This window comes from Actinoplanes sp. NPDC051494, from assembly GCF_044454705.1.
GTDB lineage: Bacteria > Actinomycetota > Actinomycetes > Mycobacteriales > Micromonosporaceae > Actinoplanes.
Map to the genome: position 1 here is coordinate 187,201 of NZ_JBITDZ010000015.1, position 21,909 is coordinate 209,109.

At 70.0% G+C, this 21,909-nt stretch carries 17 protein-coding genes and 3 pseudogenes; 13 read left to right on the forward strand and 7 right to left on the reverse strand.

Annotation, left to right across the window (positions count from 1 at the left end; translation table 11 throughout):
- The first annotated feature begins 69 nt into the window (after positions 1-69).
- A complete protein-coding gene (locus ACIA6A_RS37765) occupies positions 70-1,005 on the forward strand; it encodes an NmrA family NAD(P)-binding protein (protein ID WP_396102873.1) in 936 nt (311 codons plus the stop codon).
- A 38-nt stretch (positions 1,006-1,043) separates the two neighbouring features.
- On the opposite strand, the gene ACIA6A_RS37770 is transcribed toward ACIA6A_RS37765, so the two are convergent.
- Positions 1,044-1,865: a helix-turn-helix transcriptional regulator gene (locus ACIA6A_RS37770; protein ID WP_396102874.1), complete on the reverse strand. Its 822-nt coding sequence runs from the start codon at positions 1,863-1,865 to the stop codon at positions 1,044-1,046.
- Positions 1,866-2,005: 140 nt separating this feature from the next.
- Here ACIA6A_RS37770 and ACIA6A_RS37775 point away from each other — a divergent pair, with 140 nt between their 5' ends.
- Complete coding sequence (locus ACIA6A_RS37775) at positions 2,006-2,404, forward strand: nuclear transport factor 2 family protein (protein WP_396102875.1); 399 nt, start codon at positions 2,006-2,008, stop codon at positions 2,402-2,404.
- A 41-nt stretch (positions 2,405-2,445) separates the two neighbouring features.
- Positions 2,446-3,162: a helix-turn-helix transcriptional regulator gene (locus ACIA6A_RS37780; RefSeq protein WP_396102876.1), complete on the forward strand. Its 717-nt coding sequence runs from the start codon at positions 2,446-2,448 to the stop codon at positions 3,160-3,162.
- 6 nt (positions 3,163-3,168) lie between these two features.
- On the opposite strand, the gene ACIA6A_RS37785 is transcribed toward ACIA6A_RS37780, so the two are convergent.
- Positions 3,169-4,893, reverse strand: a complete 1,725-nt coding sequence (locus ACIA6A_RS37785; protein WP_396102877.1) for an amylo-alpha-1,6-glucosidase — start codon at positions 4,891-4,893, stop codon at positions 3,169-3,171.
- 84 nt (positions 4,894-4,977) lie between these two features.
- Between ACIA6A_RS37785 and ACIA6A_RS37790 the strand changes: the two genes are divergently transcribed.
- The 4 genes from ACIA6A_RS37790 to ACIA6A_RS37805 all read left to right on the forward strand — a co-directional run bounded on the left by ACIA6A_RS37790 (position 4,978) and on the right by ACIA6A_RS37805 (position 8,969).
- Positions 4,978-5,310, forward strand: coding sequence for a DUF2256 domain-containing protein (locus tag ACIA6A_RS37790; protein ID WP_396102878.1), 333 nt, complete (start codon positions 4,978-4,980; stop codon positions 5,308-5,310).
- 243 nt (positions 5,311-5,553) lie between these two features.
- Positions 5,554-6,474 (forward strand): NAD(P)H-binding protein, encoded by a 921-nt coding sequence (locus ACIA6A_RS37795; protein WP_396102879.1) that lies wholly within the window; start codon positions 5,554-5,556, stop codon positions 6,472-6,474.
- Complete coding sequence (locus tag ACIA6A_RS37800) at positions 6,471-7,187, forward strand: lysostaphin resistance A-like protein (protein WP_396102880.1); 717 nt, start codon at positions 6,471-6,473, stop codon at positions 7,185-7,187. The genes ACIA6A_RS37795 and ACIA6A_RS37800 overlap by 4 nt, the downstream gene beginning before the upstream one ends.
- Positions 7,188-7,313: 126 nt before the next feature.
- A complete protein-coding gene (locus tag ACIA6A_RS37805; RefSeq protein WP_396102881.1) occupies positions 7,314-8,969 on the forward strand; it encodes a serine/threonine-protein kinase in 1,656 nt (551 codons plus the stop codon).
- A 40-nt stretch (positions 8,970-9,009) separates the two neighbouring features.
- Here ACIA6A_RS37805 and ACIA6A_RS37810 read toward each other — a convergent pair whose 3' ends face one another.
- Positions 9,010-10,485, reverse strand: coding sequence for a GGDEF domain-containing protein (locus tag ACIA6A_RS37810; RefSeq protein WP_396102882.1), 1,476 nt, complete (start codon positions 10,483-10,485; stop codon positions 9,010-9,012).
- 1,065 nt (positions 10,486-11,550) lie between these two features.
- Here ACIA6A_RS37810 and ACIA6A_RS37815 point away from each other — a divergent pair.
- From ACIA6A_RS37815 to ACIA6A_RS37835, 5 genes and pseudogenes are all read left to right on the forward strand, one after another.
- Positions 11,551-12,216, forward strand: a pseudogene (locus ACIA6A_RS37815) (glycoside hydrolase family 43 protein); the annotation flags it as partial.
- 366 nt (positions 12,217-12,582) lie between these two features.
- A pseudogene (locus ACIA6A_RS37820) lies at positions 12,583-14,526 on the forward strand (glycoside hydrolase family 43 protein); the annotation flags it as partial.
- A 127-nt stretch (positions 14,527-14,653) separates the two neighbouring features.
- Positions 14,654-16,225 (forward strand): serine/threonine protein kinase, encoded by a 1,572-nt coding sequence (locus ACIA6A_RS37825; RefSeq protein WP_396102883.1) that lies wholly within the window; start codon positions 14,654-14,656, stop codon positions 16,223-16,225.
- Between the two features lie 83 nt (positions 16,226-16,308).
- Positions 16,309-16,992, forward strand: a complete 684-nt coding sequence (locus ACIA6A_RS37830; RefSeq protein WP_396102884.1) for a response regulator transcription factor — start codon at positions 16,309-16,311, stop codon at positions 16,990-16,992.
- Between the two features lie 49 nt (positions 16,993-17,041).
- Positions 17,042-18,076 (forward strand): sensor histidine kinase, encoded by a 1,035-nt coding sequence (locus tag ACIA6A_RS37835; protein ID WP_396102885.1) that lies wholly within the window; start codon positions 17,042-17,044, stop codon positions 18,074-18,076.
- A 397-nt stretch (positions 18,077-18,473) separates the two neighbouring features.
- On the opposite strand, the gene ACIA6A_RS37840 is transcribed toward ACIA6A_RS37835, so the two are convergent.
- The 3 genes from ACIA6A_RS37840 to ACIA6A_RS37850 form a co-directional block, all read right to left on the reverse strand.
- Positions 18,474-19,010, reverse strand: coding sequence for a sigma-70 family RNA polymerase sigma factor (locus tag ACIA6A_RS37840; protein WP_396102886.1), 537 nt, complete (start codon positions 19,008-19,010; stop codon positions 18,474-18,476).
- Between the two features lie 338 nt (positions 19,011-19,348).
- Positions 19,349-20,131, reverse strand: coding sequence for an alpha/beta fold hydrolase (locus ACIA6A_RS37845; RefSeq protein ID WP_396102887.1), 783 nt, complete (start codon positions 20,129-20,131; stop codon positions 19,349-19,351).
- Positions 20,132-20,141: 10 nt separating this feature from the next.
- On the reverse strand, positions 20,142-20,933 hold the full coding sequence (locus ACIA6A_RS37850) for an alpha/beta hydrolase (protein WP_396102889.1): 792 nt from the start codon (positions 20,931-20,933) through the stop codon (positions 20,142-20,144).
- A gap of 200 nt (positions 20,934-21,133) precedes the next feature.
- Between ACIA6A_RS37850 and ACIA6A_RS37855 the strand changes: the two genes are divergently transcribed.
- The gene (locus tag ACIA6A_RS37855) at positions 21,134-21,619 is read left to right on the forward strand and encodes a helix-turn-helix domain-containing protein (protein ID WP_396102890.1); all 486 of its coding nucleotides are present in this window, start codon (positions 21,134-21,136) and stop codon (positions 21,617-21,619) included.
- Here the strand turns inward: ACIA6A_RS37855 and ACIA6A_RS37860 are convergent.
- Positions 21,500-21,814: pseudogene (locus tag ACIA6A_RS37860) on the reverse strand (aldehyde dehydrogenase family protein); the annotation flags it as partial. The gene ACIA6A_RS37855 and the pseudogene ACIA6A_RS37860 sit on opposite strands and share 120 nt — an antisense overlap.
- Positions 21,815-21,909: the final 95 nt, after the last annotated feature.

Here is a 21,909-nt window from a genome sequence, read left to right on the forward strand (position 1 = left end):
CCAACAGGTTCCGGGCGCCCTCCTAGCTTGGTCGTCATGCGATCTTCGAACTCCGCACACACGGTTCTGGTGGTCGGTGGCACCGGCGCGATGGGCAGCAGCGTGGTGCGCCGCCTCCTGGCAACCTCCGACGACCTGCTCGTCGTTCCCACCCGCGATCCCGCCTCGCCCCGGGCGGCACGGCTGGCCGAACTCGGCGCCGGCCGGGTCACGCTGAGTACCGGCCCCCTGGACGCGGCCGCCATGCGCGGCGTCGACCGGGTCTTCGCCAACACCAATTTCTTCGCCGCCGCCGATGTGCTGACCGAGTACCGGCAGGGCGTCGACCTGCTCGAGGCGGCCCGCGCGGCGGGCGTGGACCGCTTCGTCTGGTCGTCGCTCGACGCGGCGGCCACGCTGACCGCAGGAACGAATCCGGTTCCTCACTACGATTCGAAGGCGGCTGTCACCGCGCACATCAATCTCATGCGGGCGCACGAGATGATGCGCCAGGAAGAGGACGGCTGGTACACGGAGCACGTGTCGGTGCTCGTCACGGCACCGTACTTCGAGAATCTGTATCTGCTCGCGCCGCAGGAGGGCCCGCTGCCCGACGGCCGGAACGGCTTGCTGTTCTCGCTCGCCCTCGGCGACGGCTCATGGCCCCTGATCGCGCTGGACGACATCGCGTGGTTCGTCAGCCACATGTTCGATTCCTGGCAGGGCTGGGGCGAGCGGGACCTGGCCGTGGTGGGCGACAGCCTCACCGGGCAGCAGATAGCTTCCGTCTTCAAACGCGTCACCGGAGTCCCCTCGGCCTACCAGCCGTTGCCACTCACCATCCTGCGCGACGCCATTCCCCGGATCGGCCATGACTTCGCGGCCATGTTCCGGTTCTTTCAGGGTCGGGACATCGCCGTCCGCGACCGCGACATCGAGGCTCTGCGAAAGCTGCACCCGCAGCTGATGACGCTGGACGCCTGGCTGCGCGCGACGAACTGGGACGGCAGGCCGAAGAACTGGTAGAGCAGGTTCCTGGTGCCCGAACGCGCGTACAGAACCACTCAGCTCTCGAGGAGCTGCCGCATGCGGCGCGCGTCGTCGTCGGTGTCCGGGGTGTAGAGCACCAGGCCCAGCCCCGGCTCGTCGTCGATGGCGTATGACGAGTACCAGATGGCGAGCTCACCGGCGATCGGATGCGCCAGGCGCTTGACGCCCTCACCGAGAGTGCCGACGTCGTGGGCGTCCCACATGCGGGCGAAGTCGGCGCTGCGGGCCCGGAGTTGCTCGACGAGGAGCTCCGCCCGTTCGGTGGCGCCCCAGCGGGTCAGCTCGCGGCGGAAGGTCGACACGGCCCGGCCGGCTTCCCGCTCCCACTCCGGGAGCCGCCGGCGGGTGACCGGATCCAGGAACAGGATCTTGAGGATGTTGCGGTCCCCGGGCGCCATGGCCTCGTAGTCCGACAGGATCAGCCGCGCGATCCGGTTCCAGGCGATCACGTCCCAGGCCGCGGTCTTGATGTACGCCGGCCCGTGCGCGAAACCGTCCAGCGCGCGCCGGAACCGCGGGTCGATCCGGTCCGCGTCGACGTGTGCCGCCTCCGGCCGCTGCCCGTGGGCGAGCAGGAACAGATGTTCGCGCTCGGCCCGGCCCAGCAACAGTGCGTCGGCCACACTGTCGAGCACCTGCGCCGACGGCGTCCCACCGCGGCCCTGCTCCAGGCGGGTGTACCACTCGACACTGAGCTTCGCGCGGCCGGCGACCTCCTCGCGGCGCAGCCCCGGCGTGCGGCGGCGGGCACGCTCGGGCAACCCGACGGCGGAGGGGTCGAGGCGCTCGCGGCGCGAGCGTAGAAAGGCGCCCAGGGTGTTTTCCGGCAGTGCCACGGCCGCACCATACGCCCGCAAGGCCGCGGTATGGCGCATGGCCGTGTGCATGCCGTCGTGGTTGATCTCAGCTCGGCGCGGTACGGCGATCTCGGGAACACCGACATACCGTTGTCGCGTCGGCGTCCGAGAGTGGACGCATGACCGAGAACGTGAACCCCACGACCAGCGTTACCGCCCGGCACTCACTCGACCTGTGGCTGACGATGTGGAACACCGACGGCGACATCGCCCGGCAGATCTGTGCCGACGACTTCCGGATCCGTTTCGGCGTGACCGAGCGCGACGGGTCGACCCCCGCGGACGCCATCCGCACCGCGGAGGATTTCGCGCGGTATCTCGGCTGGTGGCACGAGCAGCACCCGGGCGTCGTCTTCACGAGCGTCGCCGATGCCATCGACGGCGACCACGGCCGGCTGCTGTGGGACGTCGAGGAGGGCGACCAGCGCGCGGGCGGCGTCGACGTGTTCGACTTCGACGAGAACGGCCGGGTCCGGCGGGTCTGGTCCGTCGGCGGACAGCGGAGCATGCGGAGCTGACTGACGACACCGGAAGACACTGCCTCTGTCAGACTTGAGGCATGAAGCGGGCCGAGCGGCAGTACGCCCTCGTCGACCTGCTCCGCGGAGCGCGTCGGCCATGGTCCGCCGCTCGGCTCGCCGGCGAGTTCGGGGTGTCCTCGCGCACCATCGAACGCGATATCGGATCCCTCCAGCTCGCCGGGGTCCCCATCTACGCCGACCACGGAGCGGCGGGCGGCTACTCCATCCTGCGGGAGTACTCACTGCCCCCGCTGAACCTGTCCGCCGCCGAGTCGCTGGCCGTACTCGCCGGGCTCGCCCTGCTCGAGTCGTCGCCCTACCAAGGGGCCGCCCGCCGCGCGCACGCCAAGATCGCCGCCGTCATGGAGGAGGAACATCGCGCTCCCGTACAGGAGATGCTCGCCATGATGCGGGTCATCGACGCCGTCGCCCCGCCGGACGGCGCCGTGCCGCTCGGGATGCTCTCCGACGCGATCGCCGCCCGCCGCGTGGTACGGCTCACCTACCTGGGTGAGGACAAGGACGGCGGCCCGGATCACTCCACCAGCACCGTCCGTGACGTCGAGACGATGGGACTGCTCCGCGCGGGCGACGCCTGGCTGCTCTCCGGCTGGTGCCGGCTCCGTGATGCGATCCGCGGCTTCCGCATCGAGCGGATCACCCGGCTCGAGATCCTCGACGAGGTCCCGCCACCCCGCGACCCGACGCTGCTCGAGGCAGACCTCGCGCGCTGGCCGACGCGGCGTCTCGGGTGAATCGTCTCATGCCCGTGTACGGCGGCGTTCGGACGCGGCGGCCAGGATCAGGTAGCTGCCGGCGGTCCAGGTGTATGCCCGGTCGCGCAGACCCGCGCCGGTCTCGGCGTCGAAGTTCTCCGCGAAGCCCGACCGCTCGCAGAGGGCCCGGAACCGCGCGCTGATCTCGTCGGCCAGGTCGTGGTGCCCGGCACGGCGCAGGCCGTCCTCGATCAGGACGGTGGAGGGGGCCCAGATCGGGCCGCGCCAGTAACCGTCGGGCGTGTAGTACGGTGAGTCGACGGCCTCGGTGGCCAGCCCGTGGTCGGTCAGGTGGGTGCGCAGGCGGCCGGCGAGCTGGTCGCTGATCTCGCCGGGCAGTTCGGCGCCCAGGGCGACGGCCATCAGGTCGAGCAGGCTGGTGCTGGCGCGGGTGCGGCCGGTGGTGGCGCTGCGGGCCACGAAACGCTTGCCGTCCCAGAGCTGGTCGAGCAGGGCCGCGTGCACCGCGTCCGCGGTGTCGTTCCAGCTGATGGCCTCGTCCGGCCGGCCGAGCTCGACCGCGAGGCAGGCCAGCTGCCGTAGCTGCAGGACGAGGAAACCGGCGAGGTCGGCGGTCTCGATCACGCGGTCGTCGTCGAAGGTGGTGGCGTTGTCCCACCCACTGTCGTTGCCGTGCTGGTAGTGCGGCAGGACGTGGCCCGGTACCCGGCGTGCCGTGAGCCAGAACCGCGTCCAGCGCGACAGCCGGTCGTAGGCGTCGGCGAGGGCGTCGCGGCCCAGCGGGGCGGCCAGGTTGCGGCGCAGGTGGCCCAGGGCCCAGCCGTGGATCGGTGGCTTCACGAAGTTGTAGAGGACTTCCGAGTGGGTCACCGAATCCGGCAGGGCCCCGGCCGGGTCCTGGTGGTCGAAGGGCAGCAGGAACTGGTGCCACGCGAGTTCCGGATCACCGGCGGCCAGGGCGATCGCGTTGAAGCAGTGGTCCCAGCTCCACACCTTGTCCATCCAGTGCTTCGACATCAGCACGCCCGGCCGGTTCAGGAACCCGGCCGGGGCCACGGTGGCCGACCACAGCACGTACGCGGCCAGTTCGGCGGCGGGCGTCCGCGGGCCGCGCCACGGCGCCACGGCGTTCACGAACGTCGCGAACTGCGCCTCGGCCGCCTCGACGACCTCATCGAAGGTGGCGGTCCGGGTGTACGGGGCGCGGGCGCTCTCGTACTCCTCGATGACGATGTCCCACGGCGACCCGGAACTCAGCTCCAGGTGCCGGTCGTGGGTGCCCAGGGCCTGCACCCCGGTGGCGGAGAGGGTGCCCTCGAGCACGGTGATGCGGTACCGCCTACCGGTCTCGTAGGAGGTCAGCACATGCGCGCCGTCGACCGGGTCCATGTACAGGTAGCTACCGCTGAACGGGGTCAGGGTGGTGGCGGCTGTGGCCAGGCGGATGCCGAGCCCGGTGCCGCGCAGGCGGATCGTGTCGGCGTTCTGATAGGCCAGCCGGATCTCTCCGGCGTCGTGGCTCCAGCACAGCAGCGTCGGCGTCGCGGTCGTCGTCGTGACCGCCGGACGGTCACCGTGCCGTGGTTCGAAGCGCAGCACCGGGTGCAGGCCGGCCTGGTGGGAGACCAGATGCAGGTCGTCGGCGTAGGTGTTCTCGGCGATGACCGGGGAGATCCCGAACCAGGACCCGCGGTAGCTGAACGGGATGTCCTGGACGGCGAACACGGGGGTCTGCGGAGCGTCGGTCATGGGTGGCGATCTGCTTTCCGGTGGGTGCATCGGGGCGGGGAGGCGGCGGGGCCGCCGGGCGGTCCCGCGCCTATCATCGGCATTGTGCCTGCTCCGGAACCCAAGACCTGTGCCTCGTGCGGGCGGACGATCACGTGGCGCAAGAGCTGGGCCGCGGACTGGGATCAGGTGCGCTGGTGCAGCGGTGCCTGCCGGCGGCGCGGTTACCGTGCCGCCGACCGTGAGCTGGACAGCCTCCTCCTGGCGGCGGTGGGGCGGGTCCGTCGGCTGCCCCTCGCCGGTGTCGACGGGGACCGCGAGGAGGTACGCCGGGCGGCCCGCCGCCTCGCCGCCGCCGGACGGGTGCGCTGGATCCAGACGGGACGCCCGGTCGACCCGAGCACCGCGCGTGGGGACGTCGAGATAACCCTGGTCTGATCCCGCCATCCGCGACCCGCGATCGGTCCCTTCACGCAGCTATGACGCGTCGCTGCCCGACGCGTCCCCCGCACGAAGCATGGTGATCTGCCGGTGTCCCGTCGACCTCGCGTACGTAGGTCCCCAGGCTCACGGCGCCGGCTCGCGGGGGCAGGGCCTGGGGGGCGCCGACCGTTCGCACGGTGTGCCGCACGACATCCTCTCCTCTGCCTGATCGCCCGCGACCGGGGTAAGAGGAGTGGCGTGACCAAGACTGTTCTGGTGAGCGGTGCCTCCGGCTTCATAGGTTCCCACGTGGCCGCCCGGCTGACCGAGGAGGGTCACCGGGTCCGGGCAATGACGAGGCGCCCCGGCGACTACCGCGGAGCGGGCGAGCCCGTCGCGGCCGACGTGTCCGATCCCGGCAGCCTGACCGCGGCGTTCGCCGGGGCCGACGCGGCCTACTATCTGATCCACTCCCTGGGCTCGGACGACTTCGAGCAGCGCGACGCCGACGCCGCCCGCGCCTTCAGCGACGCGGCGGCCGCGGCCGGGGTGGAACGGATCATCTATCTCGGCGGTCTCGGCGCGAACAACGGCACGCTGTCGGCGCACCTGCGGTCCCGGCGCGAGGTCGAGAAGATCCTCGGGGCAGGCCCGGTGCCGGTGACCGTCCTGCGGGCCGCGGTGGTCATCGGCCACGGCGGCATCTCCTGGGAGATGACCCGGCAACTGGCTGACCGGCTGCCGGCCATGGTGACACCCCGCTGGGTACGCACCCGAACCCAGCCGGTCGCCCTGGCGGACGCGGTCCGCTACCTGACCGGGGTGCTGGAACCGCCCGAGGCCCGCGGTCGCGTCTACGAGATCGGCGGCCCGGAGGTGCTGCGCTACCTCGACATGCTGCAGCGTGTCGCCCGGATCCGGGGACGCCGCCTGCCGAACCTCACCGTGCCGCTGCTGACCCCGCGGCTGTCGTCCGCCTGGCTCAAGTTCGTGACCGACGTCGACGCGGCGACCGCCCGCAACCTCGTCGACTCGATGACCACCGAGGTCGTCGTCCGGGACGACGCCATCACCCGGCTCGTACCGGGCGCACCCATCGGCTACGACGAGGCGGTGCGACTCGCCCTGGCGGACCGCGAGCGCTCCGCCCGGCCTGACCACGAACAGCCGGTACGGTGACCCAGGCCTGGCTGGGCCGGGCCCGTCGGGTCGTCGGGCCGTCGCTGATCGACCAGGTGGAACGCGACCACCACCAGAGCGACCAGGAGTTCCGCAGGCGCCGCATCGTCGTCACGATGACCCTGGTGGCCGGGGCCGCGCTGCTGGGCATCTCGCTGTCGGTCCGCCCCGGCGACGACGTCTTCTACCTGCTGACCGTGCTGGTCGCCCTCACCTGGACCGGTGGCGCCCTGCTGTCCGGACCCCTGCACCTGGGCCACATCCCGTTCCGGGACCGGCTGCGGCGCCCGATCATCACACCGATCGTCACCGGGCTCGTGCTGGGCGCCGTGTTCGTGGCCGGCTCGCTGATCGTTCGCGAGTTGCCGGCCCTGCGCGACCTCGTCAACAGCGTCCTGGCCCACGCCCGCTACGGCGCCGTCATCCCGATCGTCGCGGTCACCCTGCTCAACGGCGTGGCCGAGGAGGTCTTCTTCCGCGGCGCCCTCTTCGCCGCCATCGGCCGCCGCCACGCCGTCCTCATCTCCACGGTCATCTACGCCGCGGCGACCATGGCCACCGGCAACCTCATGCTGGTCTTCGCCGCCTTCGTCCTCGGGATCGTCCTGGCCCTGCAGCGCCGCGCCTCGGGCGGCATCCTGGCGCCGATCCTGACCCACATCACCTGGTCGACGACGATGGTGCTGGTGCTGCCCGCCCTGGTCCACCAGTGACCCCGGAGGCCGGCGGCTCTGTCCGTGAGCCCGGCCCCCGGGTCCGCGACGACGAGTCCGGTCTCCCGCAGCCCGGACGACCTCGATAGAGTTTCGCGGATCGTCTCAGATGGACCGGGAGTAGGCATGAGCGCGCGCGATGGCCGGCTGCATCCGGGAGATCCCCGGCAGGTCGGTGAGTATCAGCTCGTCGGCCGGCTCGGGGCGGGCGGCATGGGGGTGGTCTACGAGGCACGGTCCCAGGACGGCCGCCGGGTGGCGGTCAAGGTGATCCGAGCGGGGCTCGCCGAGGACGACGAGTTCCGCGCGCGGTTCCGTTCCGAGGTCGCCCGGGCCCGGCAGGTGCCGCCGTTCTGCACGGCCGAGGTGCTCGACGCCGATCCGGACGCCGTCCAGCCGTACCTGGTGGTCGAGTTCGTGGATGGGCCGTCCCTCGCCGACGAGGTCGCCCGGCGGGGCCCGATGAGCGCGTCGAATCTGCACGGCCTGGCGATCGGGGTCGCGACGGCGCTGGCCGCGATCCACGAGGCCGGGGTCATCCACCGGGACCTGAAGCCGCAGAACGTCCTGCTCGCGCTGGGCAGTCCGAAGGTCATCGACTTCGGCATCGCCCGGGCGCTGGAGCCGGCGACCCAGCACACCAAGACCGGCGACGTCGTCGGCTCGATCAAATACATGGCACCGGAACGCTTCGGGGCTGACGCCGACGCGGTAGGCACAGCGGCGGACGTGTTCGCCTGGGGATGTGTGGTCGCCTACGCGGCCCAGGGCCAGGCACCGTTCGACGCCGACTCCGCCGTCGGGGTCTTCGGCCGGATCATGGGTGGCGATCCGAGCCTGCACGGATTGACCGGGCCGCTGCGGGGGCTCGTGGAGCGATCGCTGTCGACGTCGCCCCAGGATCGCCCGACCGCCCGGGAGCTGGTCCAGGAACTGATCGGCCCGGGCAGCGACCGTACCGAGGCGGTGCGTGACGTGCTCGCCCGGCAGCCGGAGATGCGTCACGCGGTCGACGAGATGCTGGAGGCCGGCCCGAGGGGGTCCGCGCCACCACTGAGCAGGGCCCTGATCGCCGTGATCGTGGTCCTGGCCCTGACCCTGGCCGGTGGTCTCGGGTTCGTCGTCGACGCCGGCGGCGACTGGTGGGACAACCGGGACCATGGCGGGCCCGCCGCGGTTGCCCGGACGCAGCCCTCCGCGGACACGGCGATGGACCTGCCGAGCGGCACCGTGGTGCTCTCGACCTCGCTGGCCACCGACGGGGAGTGGGAGGAGTCGTCGGTTCAGGACGGCAAGACGCACTGCGCCTACAACGACGTCGGCCTGGAGGTCCAGAACCAGGACCCCACCGTCTGGCTCTGCTCGGGGCCGGAGCTGCAGTTGAAGGGTGTCTTCGCGGTCGAGGTGACCGGCCGTATCGACCGCGCCGGCAGTTGTCTGGGCCTGTGGTTCGCCGCGACGTCCGCCATGCGCTATCTGGTCCAGGCCTGTGCGGACCGCTGGCAACTGCAGGCCGAACAGGAGGGCAACGGAGACACCACCGTCCTGAAGGAGTGGGCGGTCGACAGCGGTGCTCCCGGCACCGACATCCGCATGCAGGTGGTGGTCGAGAACAACGTCGTCCGGGTGGGCGACGCCGGCGTCCGGCTGGGCGAACAGGTCCTGCGCGAGCCGGACCTCACGGGCAACTGGTTCAACCTCGGCGTCCTCAACGAACCCGGTGACACGACCGGCCCGTTCCGGGTCACCTTCACCGACGTCAAAGTCTGGGTCCAGGCCTGACCCGAGGGGCCGGGGTGGCGAGGCAGACCATGGGCGGGCGTCAGACCATGGCCAGTGCCACCCGGTCGCGCCCGGTTCTCTTGGCTTCGTACAGGGCGGCGTCCGCGCGCGCGAAGAGCGCGTCCGAGGGCTCCTGGCCGTCCCAGACGGCGACACCCGCCGAGAAGGTCTGCCCGGACGGGGTCAGCGGGCGCAGCCGGTCGAGCAGTTCCCCGGCCTGCGCGCCGCCGGTCTCGACGACCAGGGCGAACTCCTCGCCGCCGTAGCGGACCAGCAGATCACCGGCCCGCAGTCCACTCGTCCACGCCGCGGCGGCCTCCTTCAGGAGCCGGTCGCCGGCCTGATGGCCGTACTCGTCGTTGAATCTCTTGAAAAGGTCCAGGTCGATGACGGCCAGGGAGAGCGGGTTGCCGTCACGCCGGGCGTGATCGAGCGCCAGCGGCAGTCGCTGTTCCCAGGCACGCCGGTTGGGCAGGCCGGTCAACGTGTCCCGCTGGGCCAGCTCGGTCAGCTCCTCGGCCTGGTTCTCCAACACTGACGCCTGCCGCTCGACCTGCCGGATCAACACCGTCATCCGTGCCACGACCAGCAGGAACATCGCGACGCAGCCGCCTGCGATGGCCGTGGCGTCGGCCACCTGGTTGTGGCTTGACCAGGCCTGCGCGGTGAGCAGCGCCGGCGCGATCATCGTGGCCGAGGTGAGCAGGGCCAGTCGCCACCGGGAGAAGCCCCGGTCGGTCACCTGCACCGGTTCCGCCAGGTCACGGATGCCGGGGTGCAGGCCGGCGGCGCCGTACAAGCCGAAGGCGAGCAGGTAGCCGGCGTCCAGCAGGTGGCTGGCGAAGGTGCCCGCGTCGAACTGGAAGTGGTTGGTGAAGGCCCACGCGTAGTCGGCCACCAGATAGCTGATCATGCCACAGGCCAGGAGCCGGAAGGCGCCGTTGCGTACGCCCCCGCCGATGAGGATGCGGGCCAGCAGCATCACGAGCAGCAGGTCGATGATCGGATAGCTGATCGCGACCAGGCGTCCCACCGCCGTCAGGCCGTCGTCCTGGGTGGCGGGCTTCAGCAGGAACACCCACGCGACGAGCGCCGCCGAGCCGGTGAGGATGACCGCCTCGATGACCCCGCCCGGGTCGCGGGCGGGCAACCGGCGCCGGAGGATCAGCACCAGGACCACGATCTCCAACGCGCCGCCGGTCAGGTAGAAGCCGTCGGCCGGCGCCGGGTAGAGCGAGAGATGAAGGTGGCGTGCGTACCAGGCATAGCTGAGGTCACCGCAGACCGCGATCAGCTTGCACCCGGCGAGCATGATCCACAGACCGGCGGCCGCAGCCCGGTTGCGGCGCACGCCGATCGCCATGGCGAGGATCCCGGACACGGCGATGGCGTCGTAGCTGGCGGTCTGCGCCCAGGTGTCGGGTACCCGGAAGTATCCGAGGATCGCGATCGCCAGGACCGCCGTGTACAGGAACCACGGCCTCCCGACCGCACTCATGCCCCTGCGCAGCCTCACCGGGTTATTGAAACAGCCGAGAATGCCTGGTACGTGTTGATTGGAGGTTCCGTGCGGCCATATGCACTTCTGATCATGGCCCAGCGTTAACGTGGCGGGCGTTGTCGCCCGGACAGGGCACCGATTTGATCATCCTGTCCGATGGCTGTGAGCCGTCGCCGGAACTCTGGATGAAGAATGCCACGTAAAATTCGATTACTCCTGTCCCTGGTGCTTGCGGCGGCAATGGTCGCCTCCCTTGGTGTCACGAGGCCGGCCTACGCCGCCGCGTCCGACTTCGTGCTCACCCTCAACGCGTCGGACCTCGGCCTTGACCCGGCCGTCCTGCGGCAGGTCGTGCCCCAGATCCAGGCGGACATCCGGCAGGACGGCGGGCTGAGCGCGTCGATCAAGCAGGACGCCCGGGAGCACCCCGCCGAGGGGGACACCCTCGATGTCTCGGCACTGCCGAACTTCGATGGCACGGTCACCCTGACGCCGGACGGTGCCGGTATGACGATCACCGTTGCGGGCGGGCAGATCCAGACCACCGCCGGGTGGTCGGCCGGCTTCGTCGCCCTGCTCATCGGCGCCCTCGCCGGGTTCGGCCTCCGGGTGCTCTGCGTGGGTGTCCTGGCGAGTACCGGTGTGGGGGCCGCGACCATCCCGCTCGTCTGCACGCCGTTGGGCGGCGCCGTCACCGCCTTCGTCGCGAGCCTGGTGAACCACGCGTTCATCGGTGATCTGAACAAGGCGGACGCGTGGACGCAGATCATGCTCTGGACACTCGCGGGTCTGGCCGTCGGTTTCCTGTGGGAGAAATACCTCACCGGGTTCGCCAAGAACTACCTGCCGGGTGCGCTGAAGAAGATCGGCAGCTGGATCCTCACCAAGGTGCCCACCCTGCGCACGGTGTTCGGTGCCTCAGCCGCGGTCGCCGCGGAGGACGCCGGCGACCTGGCGATCGAGATGGAGGAGTTCCTCGGCTGGGACATGCGCAGCTGGGGTACCGAGGGCGGGCAGATCCCGGACCAGTTGCCGCCTCCGTCAGTGGGCCGGACCTACATCCGGGGCGCCGACCCCAGCATGGTCAAGGTAGGGGACACGTACTACTCGGTGCAGTCCGGCGGCGGTGACGGCATCTTCATGCGGTCCGCGACCAGCCTGGCCGGGTTGAGCAGCTCACCACCACGGCGGATCTGGGCGAACCCCGGCCTGGCCGAGCTGTGGGCGCCGGAGATCACCGTGATCGGTGGTCGCTACTACGTGTACTTCTCGACCGGTGCCGGCGCCGCCCACCGGATGTTCGTGATCAGTTCGTCGTCACCGGCCAGCGGTTACGGCTCCCACCAGAAGCTCAACCTGCCGGACGACCGGTGGGCGATCGACGGTGCGGCGTTCACCTTCAATAGCCAGCTGTGGTTCGTGTGGTCAGGCTGGGAGGGCGGCAGCGACGGTGAGCAGAACCTCTACCTCAGCAGGATGAGCAACTCCACCACGCCGACCGGACAGCGGTTCCGCATCTCCCAGCCCCGGGAATCCTGGGAGCGGGTGGTCGGCAACCCGACCATCAACGAGGGCCCCGAGGTGATCGTGGACCCGAACGGCCAGCTGCACATCGTGTACTCGGCCAACGGCTCGTGGAGCGACCAGTACTGCCTGGGTGACCTGCGGTTGAAGAAGGGCGGCGATCCCACGTACGTGTGGGACTGGTACAAGTCCAACGGGTGCGTCCTCGGCTCGAACCCGCAGACGATGATGTCCGGCTTCTCGGCCACCAAGAACGTCAACGGCCCCGGCCACCACAACTTCGCGCTGCTCAACGGCGACGTCGCCAACGGTGGAGCGGCCGGTTCGCGGGTGCCGTTCATGTATCACGGTGTGCCCGAGGGCATGAACTACGGCTGGGAGAACCGCGTCTGGTACGAGGGTGCTTTCACCTGGTGGAACAATATCCCGTACGCGCGGCAGAACGTGCCCGGCGACACCGTGAACAGCGGCTACAGCCTCGGGATGATCGAGGACCCGAAGGGTCAGCTGCCGGCCGCACCGACGGTCACGCCGCCGTCCAGCAGCCCCGCCCCGCAACCGCCGACGACCGGGCCCATCAAGAACGCCGACCCCAGCGTGATCCGGGTGGGCTCGACGTACTACTCGATGGAGACCGGCGACGGCGACGTCTACTCCCGGTCGGCTTCCACCCCGGCCGGTCTGAGCTCGGCCGGCCGCCGCCTGGTCTTCGCGTCGGAGAAGAACATGCCGAACCTGTGGGCGCCGGAAGTGGTGAAGATCGGCTCGACGTACGCGCTGTACTTCGCCTCCGGCGACGGCCAGGGCGGGCAGCGCATGTACTACAGCTCCTCGCCCTACCCCGACCGTGGGTTCAGCAACCCGGTGCCGTTGCGGCTTCCGGACGACCGGTGGGCGGTGGACGGCACCGCGTTCACCTTCAACGACCAGCTGTGGTTCGTGTGGTCGGGCTGGGAGGGCGACACCAACGGGGAACAGAACCTCTACCTCGCGAAGATGAGTGGTCCGTCGATGGTGACCGGCCCGCGCTACCGGATCTCACAACCTCGGGAGGCGTTCGAACGCGCCACCGGCAACCCGTTCGTCAACGAGGCGCCGCAGCCGATCAAGGATCCGAACGGTCAGCTGCACATCGTGTACTCGGCCAACGGGTCGTGGAGCAACGACTACTGCATGGCCGACCTTCGGCTGCGTAAGGGCGGCGATCCCACGTACGTCTGGGACTGGTACAAGTCGAACGGCTGCCAGTTCGGTTCGCACCGCGAGACCATGGCCTCCGGCTGGGACCCCACCCTGTACCTCGACGGTCCGGGCAGCCACAGCTTCGTGCTGCTCAACGGGGACATCAACACCAGCCCGCCGGCCGGCCCGCAGTTCCCGTTGATGTACCACGCGGTGCCCAAGGGCACGCCGTACTCCTGGGCGAACCGGCAGTGGTTCGCCGGCACCTTCACGTGGTGGGGCGACAGCACGTACAGCCGGCAGAACGTACCCGGAGCGAACGCCGACACCGGTTACGGTCTCAAATTCTTCGAGGCCGAACCCACCGGAGGATCGCCCGGTGAGCTGGAGATCAACAATGCGGACCCGAGCGTGCTCCGGGTCGGTGGTACGTACTACTCGGTCGAGGCGAGTGGCAGCTTCATCTCCGTCCGGGCAGCGGAAGGCCTTGCCCGGCTGAGCCTGGAGCCGCCGTCGACGATCTTCCTCGGCAGCGGCATGTCCGAGGTCTGGGCCCCCGAGATCGTGCGGATCGACGGCCGTTTCTACATCTACTTCTCGGCCGGCGCCGGTGCCTCCCACCGGATGTACGTCATGAGCTCGCCGTCGCCGACCATCGGGTACGGCACGCCACAGAGGATGGCCCTGCCGAACGACAGGTGGGCGGTCGACGGGACGGCCTTCCGGTTCGACAACCAGCTCTGGTTCGTCTGGTCCGGCTGGGAGGGCGACAGCAACGTCGAACAGAACATCTACCTGGCCAAGATGTCCAGCCCGACCACGACGACCGGCAGCCGGTTCGCGATCTCGCAGCCGCGGGAGAGCTGGGAGAAGGTGGTCGCCAACCCGGCCGTCAACGAGGCGCCGCAGCCGATCAAGGATCCGAACGGTCAGCTGCACATCGCGTACTCCGCGAACGGCTCCTGGAGCGACCAGTACTGCCTCGGTGACCTACGGTTGAAGAAAGGCGGCGACGCGACGTACGTCTGGGACTGGTACAAGTCCAACGGCTGCCTGTTCGGTTCCAACCGCAACTCGATGATGGCCGGCTGGGACCCGACCCTCTGGGTCAATGGTCCGGGCAGTCACAGCTTCGTGCTGCTCAACGGCGACATCGGCACCAGCCCGCCGGCGGGTCAGAAGTTCCCGCTGATGTTCCACGCGGTGCCCAAGGGAACGGCGTACTCGTGGGGTGCGCGGCGCTGGCACACCGGTGCGTTCATGTGGTGGGGCGACATCACCTACAGCCGGGCCAACGTGCCCGGCGCCAACTCCGACACGGGCTGGAGCCTGAAGTACTTCGAGGAATGAACCGGCGGCGCTCAGAGCATTCGGCAGCCCGGTCAGCGCAACGGCGGCCGGGGCCGTGCGACGTGGACCGTAGTATCGTCGCGGCGGTGATCTGTATCGCGGACGGTAGATGGGCGGCGCGGGACCGATGAAGGCTCCGCTGCGGCCCTCCGACCCTCGGGTCATCGGCGGCTACCGCCTCACCGCCCGTCTCGGGCAGGGCGGCATGGGCACGGTCTATCTCGGTCACGGGCCTGACGGACGGGCGGTCGCGATCAAGGTCGTCAAACCCGAGCTCGCGTACGAGGACGAGTTCCGTGCCCGCTTCCGCAGCGAGGTCAACCGTGCTCGCCAGGTGCCTCCGTTCTGCACCGCTGAACTGCTGGACGCGGACTTCGACCACGAGATGCCCTACCTGGTCACGGAGTTCGTGGATGGGCCCAGCCTGCACGAGATCGTCGCCGGGCAGGGGCCGCTGGGCGGGGGGAGCCTGCACAGCGTGGCGATCGGCGTGGCCACCGCCCTGGCCGCGATCCATGGTGCCGGGGTGATCCACCGCGATCTCAAGCCGGACAACGTGCTGTTCGCCCTGGGCAACCCGAAGGTGATCGATTTCGGTATCGCGCGGGCGTTCGAGGCCACCAGCCGGCACACCGGCACGGATCAGATGGTCGGCACCGTCGCGTACATGGCGCCGGAGCGGTTCGACGCGGACTCGAGCCGGATCGGGCCCGCGGCGGACGTGTTCGCGTGGGGTGTCGTCGTCACCTATGCGGGCACGGGCCGTACACCGTTCGGAGGTGACTCGGCCGCGGCGACGGCGGGCGCGATCCTGACCCGGCCGCCGCGGCTGGACGGGCTGCCGCAACCGCTGCGTGACCTGGTCGAGCGCACTCTGGCGAAGGAACCGGAACGGCGGCCCACCGCCTTCGAACTGCTGGAGGAACTGGTCGCCGTGGGTGCCGCGACGACGGTTGCCGGGACCGGGCGACCTGAACTGCGGCAGGCGGCCCGGGCGGCACTGCGTACCGAACCTGATCATTCGGGCAACCGCCAGACCGGGATTGTCTCGAGGCGCTGGCGGCGGCTCGCGCCCTTGCTGTCCCTGCTCGGTGTTCTCGCCGTCGCCTCCGCGTTGTTCGCCTTCACTCCGGCCCGTGATCTCGTCCTGGGGAAGGAGACAGCCTCGGCGCCCGGACCGAGCTCGACCGATGACAGCGGCGATGACGATGCGGGCCCGGTCGAGGCACCAGCGGTGAGCCGGCCGCCGGCGGCCCCGGAGTGCCGCGACACCGACGTCACGATCGTGGTCACCGCGCAGAGCGAGAACCCGGCGGCGCTCGGCACGCAGAAGGGCCTCGTGACGATCGAGAACACCTCGAGCGCCGCCTGCCGTGTCGACGGGCGCGTCCATCTCAGCGTCTACGACCCCACCGACTCGCGCATCGACGTGGCGACCAGTTTCGTCGACGAGCCCGGCGAGGCCGTCGAGATCCTGCTCAGACCGGGTACCGGTGCGTTCCAGGGCATCAAGTGGCAGGCCTGCGACCGTGACGAATGTGCGGCCGGCAACACCATGCGTGGCAGCCTCGAGCCCTCCGGCCGCGGCGAGGTCGTCACGCTGGAGGGCTTCCCGGACCCCAACCGCCCCGACATCGCCATGTCGTCGCTGCAGCTGGGCACGATCCAGCCCAGCCGCCAGGGCGTCGTCGCCTGGTAGCCGCGGCGGATCCCGACCGTACGCTGACCGTTGCTGATTTTTTGATCAGCCGGCAGATGTGACGCCGTGTCATGCTCGTGGCCATGCGGGTGCTGGTGGTCGACGACGAACCGGAACTCACCGAGATCCTGCGGCGAGGGCTGCTCGCCGAAGGCTGGACGGTGGACGTCGCCCACGACGGGGTGGCGGCGCTGGACCTGGCACGGTTCGAGGAATATGCGGCGATCGTGCTGGATCTGATGCTGCCGGGCCTGAACGGATACCAGGTGTGCGCGACGCTGCGCCGGGAACGGATTCGCACCCCGATCCTGGTCCTCACCGCCAAGGACGGAGACTTCGACCAGATCGAAGCGCTGGACACCGGTGCCGACGACTACCTGGCGAAGCCGTTCTCCTATCCGGTCCTGGTGGCCAGGCTCCGCGCCCTGCTGCGGCGCGGGCCGGCCATGGCCGAGGTACAGACGGCGGTCGGCGACCTGTCCCTGAACCGGACCACACACCGGTGTCATCGGGCCGGGGTGCCGATCGCGCTGACGCCACGCGAGTTCGCCGTCCTGGACCTGCTGGCCCGCAGGCCGGGTATCCCGGTCTCCAAGACCGAGATCCTGCGGCAGGTATGGCCGGACGATGCCGAGGACCCCAACCTGGTCGAGGCGCGGATCAGCGTCCTGCGCCGAAAGATCGACGCCCCGTTCGGCCGCACCACGCTTCGTACGGTCCGTGGGCTCGGGTACCGGCTGGTCGACGACCGGGGCAGTCATGATTAGCCGGCTGCGGTCGGTCGAGTCGCGAGCCGCTCTGGTGGCCATCGGAGTCATGGCCGCTGTCATTGCCGCCGTCATCGCGTACCTGTGGGCTGTCGCCGGGTTCGGATCTTTCCGCCTTCGGGGAGACCTGGCCGACGGGCTGTCAGACGTGACCGCGTCGGCGGTGCCGGTTGTCGCCCAGTTCCTCATGGCGCTGGCACCACTCGCGGTCGTGACCGTGGCACTGGTCGCCTGGTACGCGACCCGCCGCGCACTACGCCCGGTCAAGCGGATCCGGATCCGTGCCGCCCACCTTGTATCGGCCGACCCGGGCGGGCGGGTGGAGGTACCGAATACCGGAGGCGAGATCGCCGCGCTCGCCGAGGTGGTCAACGGCACCCTCGCCAGGGCACAGCGGGCCGGGGACGCGCAGCGCCGCCTGGTCGCCGACGCCGCCCACGAGCTGCGCAGCCCGCTGGCTGTCCTGCACGCGGGGCTGGAAGTGGCCCTCGCCTACCCGGACCGCGCCGACTGGCGCCAGACCGTGGTCACCGCGGCCGAGCAGGCCGACCGATTGACCGCGCTGACCGATGACCTGCTGCTCATGGCACAGCTCGACGCGGGCAGAGGCACGCCGGTACCACCATCTCCGGTGGACGTGCCCACGACGCTGATCCGGTTGGCCACCGAGGCGCAGATCGCCCGCCGGCACGTCCGGGTGTCGGTCCTCGACCCTGAGCCGCTGTTGGTGCTGATCGACCGCACCTCGTTCGAGCGGATCGCCCGGAACCTGCTCGACAACGCCGTACGACACGCGGCCACCGTGGTCGAGGTCCGGGTCGGGATCGGGGCGGGCCGTCTGCGCATCAGCATCGCCGACGACGGCCCCGGCATTCCCGAGGCCGACCGGGAACGGGTCTTCGAACGATTCACCCGGCTCGGCGACGCCCGCGAACGGCACCGGGGCGGCACCGGTCTGGGCCTGGCGATCGCCCGTGAACTCGCCCACCGCCTCGACGGCACCCTCACCGTCGAAGACGGCAGAGCCCCCGGTGCGACCATGTCGATCGACCTACCCGCCGACGTCCTGGACGAGCCGCTCTGAGCGTCGACGAGCGGAGCGATCAGGGCGTCGATTTCGGTGATGTCTTCGCTGAGTTGCTGGTGACGGCGGGCGAGGCTTCGCAAGGCGATTCTTGCTGCGGTGGCGGGTTGCCCGGCGCGGGTGGTGTCAGGCCTGAGGGTGGCGCAGGTCCGGATGAGTTGGGCGGTGCCGTATCCGCGTAGCTGTTCGCGCAGATGCCGGGTGAGGCCGGCGCGGTAGGCGCCGGTTCCCATCTCGGCGGCAGCCGAGCGGCCCGGGGTGAGCACACGGCCGCACGGGACGCCTGGAAACGGGCGCTGGAGCTCGTCGACCAGACTGCCCCCGTCATGGCCGCCGAGCTGCGCGCCAAGATCGAGGCAACCGCGAGTCGATGACCGCTGGTCGCCGAGGGGGCTGACTACGCGACGTCGGCGTACAGCGTCTCGCGGAGGGCGCGGACGGCGTAGTGGATCCGCGACCAGACGGTGCCCCGGGGGACATCCAGGTCCTGCGCCACCTGCTCGATCGACCGCCCCCGGAAATAGACGTCGGTGATGACCTGGCGGTGGGCCGTGCTCAGCGCCAGGAAAGCTTCCAGGACGACGCCGTTGGCGATCGCGGTGGCGGAGGTCTCGTCGGCGGTTGCCAGGTGGTGCGCGCTCTCGATGCCGACCTCCCGCGGACGTACCTGCCGGCGCCGCACGTCGTCGATGACGATCCGGCGCGCCACCGTGAAGAGCCAGCGCCGGCGCTCGTCGTGGTCGTCGGGGACGCTGTCGATGTTGTTCCAGGTACGCAGCATCGTCTCCTGGAAGAGATCCTCGGCGGTGTGCCGGTGACCCCTGGCGAGACTGGTCAGGAATCGCATGAGTGCGGGTCTGTGGTCCCGGAACAACTCGGTGACGTCAGCGCTGTGACGGTCCGGTGCCGCCGTGGAGGAGAGGCGTTGGGGCATGCCGCCAACGTATTGATGGCGAATGACCTGGAAATGATTGCGGCTCTGACCGCGGTGTGACTTACGGAGCGGCGTAGCCGGCGTCGGATGATCCGTCGACGACCGGTGATGGGGTCAACGCAGATCCTGCCGTCTGCTTCTACGCGGATGCCGGTCATCTGTCCCGTTGACGGTGTTCACACCGCCCGGGAGTGCCGCCTGAGCCTGTGGGCCGGCTGCTGCTGGTCGTTTGTACGCCGCTGATCCGCTACGACGGGGAATCGTCCGCTGATAGAAGGGATCGGGAAAGGCGGCGCGGTGTGCGCGGGAGGGAACTCCCGGGCACACCGCGCCGTGGATCAGCGGGCTGCCTGTTCGATGATTTTCGCTACCACACCGGGCTTGCTGATCATGACAGCGTGCGAGGCGTTGGTCTCGGTGACCGTGGAGCCGGCCCGGACGGCCATGCGGCGTTGCAGGTCGGCGCCGATGGCCTGGTCATCGCGGGTGAGCAGGTACCAGGACGGAACGGTCCGGTAGCCCTCGACCGCGCTGGGCTCGTCGAAGGCGGCGAAGCTGACCGGACGCTGGGTCAGGGCCATCTGCTCCGCGGTGGTCCGGTCGACGTCGGCGGCGAACTTCGCGGGGAACTGGGCCGGGTCGATGCTCAGTTCGATGCTGCCGGGGGCCGCGGTGTCCTTCAGGGGCAGCGGCGGCACGGTGCTGCTGGTGAGCTGGATCAGCTTCTCGTTCTTGGCGGGGGCGAACGCGGCGATGTAGACCAGCGACTTGATGTCGGGGTCGGAGGTCGCGGCGTTGGTGATGACCGCACCGCCATAGGAGTGTCCGACCAGTACGATCGGGCCGTTGATCTTCTGCAGGAAGCTGGAGACGTACGCGGCATCGGCGCTGATGCCGCGCAACGGGTTGGCCACGGCGGTGACCGGGTAGCCGTCGGCGCGCAGCTTCTGGATGACCGGGCCCCAGCTCGAGGAGTCGGCGAACGCACCGTGCACGAGCACGATGGTGGGCTTGGGCTCCTTGGCGGTGGTGGTGGCCATGGCGGGCACGGTGACCGCGCCGAGCAGGGCGACGGTGGCGGTGGCGATGATCGCGGTGCGCCGCGACATACGGAGTTTCATGATTGACCTTTCAGAAACCCTGGCGGCTGAGCCAGGAGAGGGTGTCCTCGGCCAGCGGGCGCCAGCCGTGGTCGAACGGGGCGGAGTGCCCCCGGTCGTCGTAGGTCCGAAGCTGCGTGGTGGCGCGTGAACCCGCGTACAGCCGGGAGGCGGCCCTGACGACGGAGGCGGGGACCGTGTGATCCCGGCCGGCGGCCAGCAGCAGCAGCGGGCCACGGTTGGCGCGGGTGGTGTCGACGGCGGTGGGCGCGTCCTTGGAGAAGTTCGCCGACGACGCTTCGAACAGCGGGCGGCCCGGACCGGGGATGCTCCATCGCTCGTACAGCTGCGCGGATTCCACCGCCGGGACGGCGTTGCCGAAGGCGTAGGCGAACTGCTTCTCCGTCAGTGAGACGGCCTTCTTCTTGTTGCCCGGACGTGACAGCACCGGCAGTCCGGAGCGCAGCTGGCTGAGCGGAACGGTCCGGATGCCCTTGATCGGACCGGGCGAGATCGCCACGGCGGCGGCGCCCAGACCGAGGCCGAGCAGCTTCTGCACGATCAGCCCGCCGAACGAGTGCCCGATGAGGATGGGCTCCGCGGGCAGGTCGGCGATGACCTTCGCGTACGCATCGGTGATCTCCGCGACGCCGCGGCCGGCGAGGTTCTCCGGGGCCGCCCTGGTGTCTTCGACGGTGGCCGCGTCCCCGGGCCAGCCCGGGGCGTGGGTTTCATAGCCGTGCTGCTGGAACAGGTCCTGCCACGGTTGCCAGGAAAGGGAGTGGATCCACAGGCCGTGGATGAATATGACGGGTCTTTTCACGGTGCCCCACCTCGAGTACTGATCAGTGGCTGTGCCGCGGAAGCGGACCACGAGCGCCGCTGACGCTAATCACGGCTGATGATGCGCGAATGACCTCGGCATGACTTACCGGTGGTACCGGGATCGGCACTCCGGGTGATGGTCGTGGAGGTGTACAGAGCGCCATCCGGGCAGCCTGGGGCGCGGTTAGGATCCCGGCCATGACCGGCGGCACCCTCGGACGGCGGGTGGCCGGGTTACGCCGCGAGGAGGTCGCCGTGCTCAATGGGGTGAGTGTCGACTACTACGCGCGGTTGGAACAGGGCCGGGAACGCAACCCGTCCGCCCAGGTGATCGACGCGATCGGCCGGTGTTTCCGGCTGGCCCCGCAGGCCCGCTCCCACCTCTACCGGCTGGCCGGGCTGAACCCCAGTCTGGGCCCGGACACCACCCGGGACCGGGTGCACCCGCAACTGCTGCGTCTGCTGGACGCGTTTCCGCTGGCCGCGGCGTACGTCCTGGGGCCCGCCCTCGACGTGCTCCTCGGCCACCGCCTCGGGGTCCACATCGGGCAGCACGATCGCCGGGTCGTTGCCCCCGAGCTCGAGGGTGACCCGGGTCAGGGTCGGCGCGGCGCCGGCCATGACGTCGCGGCCCGTCGCGGTCGATCCGGTGAAGCTGATCTTGTCGAAGCCGGGGGGTGCTGACCCACGAGCCGAGGCCGCCACTGCCGGAGATGACGTTGACAACTCCGGCCGGGAAGGCTCGCGCAGCAGCTCGCCGAGGCGCAGGGTGGCCAGCGGGGTGTAGCCGGACGGCTTGACGACCACGGTGTCACCGCCCACCAGTAGATGGGTGACTGCGGAAACGGAGAAGGCAGCGCGAACCTGGGTGTCCGGCACCCAGGCAGGCAGGCGATGACGATAAGGCGGCCGTGTGAGCCGGCGATGACCTCCGGCCCCGGCTCCCCGCCCGCTGAGGTCATTGAGCGGTCACA

Bases quoted from the DNA above. Each gene is read 5' to 3' on its own strand.
- ACIA6A_RS37805 (WP_396102881.1), top strand. From the start codon at position 7,314: ATGAGCGCGCGCGATGGCCGGCTGCATCCGGGAGATCCCCGGCAGGTC.
- ACIA6A_RS37830 (WP_396102884.1), top strand. From the start codon at position 16,309: ATGCGGGTGCTGGTGGTCGACGACGAACCGGAACTCACCGAGATCCTG.
- ACIA6A_RS37845 (WP_396102887.1), bottom strand. From the start codon at position 20,131: ATGAAACTCCGTATGTCGCGGCGCACCGCGATCATCGCCACCGCCACC.
- ACIA6A_RS37835 (WP_396102885.1), top strand. From the start codon at position 17,042: ATGGCCGCTGTCATTGCCGCCGTCATCGCGTACCTGTGGGCTGTCGCC.
- ACIA6A_RS37840 (WP_396102886.1), bottom strand. From the start codon at position 19,010: ATGCCCCAACGCCTCTCCTCCACGGCGGCACCGGACCGTCACAGCGCT.
- ACIA6A_RS37855 (WP_396102890.1), top strand. From the start codon at position 21,134: ATGACCGGCGGCACCCTCGGACGGCGGGTGGCCGGGTTACGCCGCGAG.
- ACIA6A_RS37785 (WP_396102877.1), bottom strand. From the start codon at position 4,893: ATGACCGACGCTCCGCAGACCCCCGTGTTCGCCGTCCAGGACATCCCG.
- ACIA6A_RS37825 (WP_396102883.1), top strand. From the start codon at position 14,654: ATGAAGGCTCCGCTGCGGCCCTCCGACCCTCGGGTCATCGGCGGCTAC.
- ACIA6A_RS37780 (WP_396102876.1), top strand. From the start codon at position 2,446: ATGAAGCGGGCCGAGCGGCAGTACGCCCTCGTCGACCTGCTCCGCGGA.
- ACIA6A_RS37775 (WP_396102875.1), top strand. From the start codon at position 2,006: ATGACCGAGAACGTGAACCCCACGACCAGCGTTACCGCCCGGCACTCA.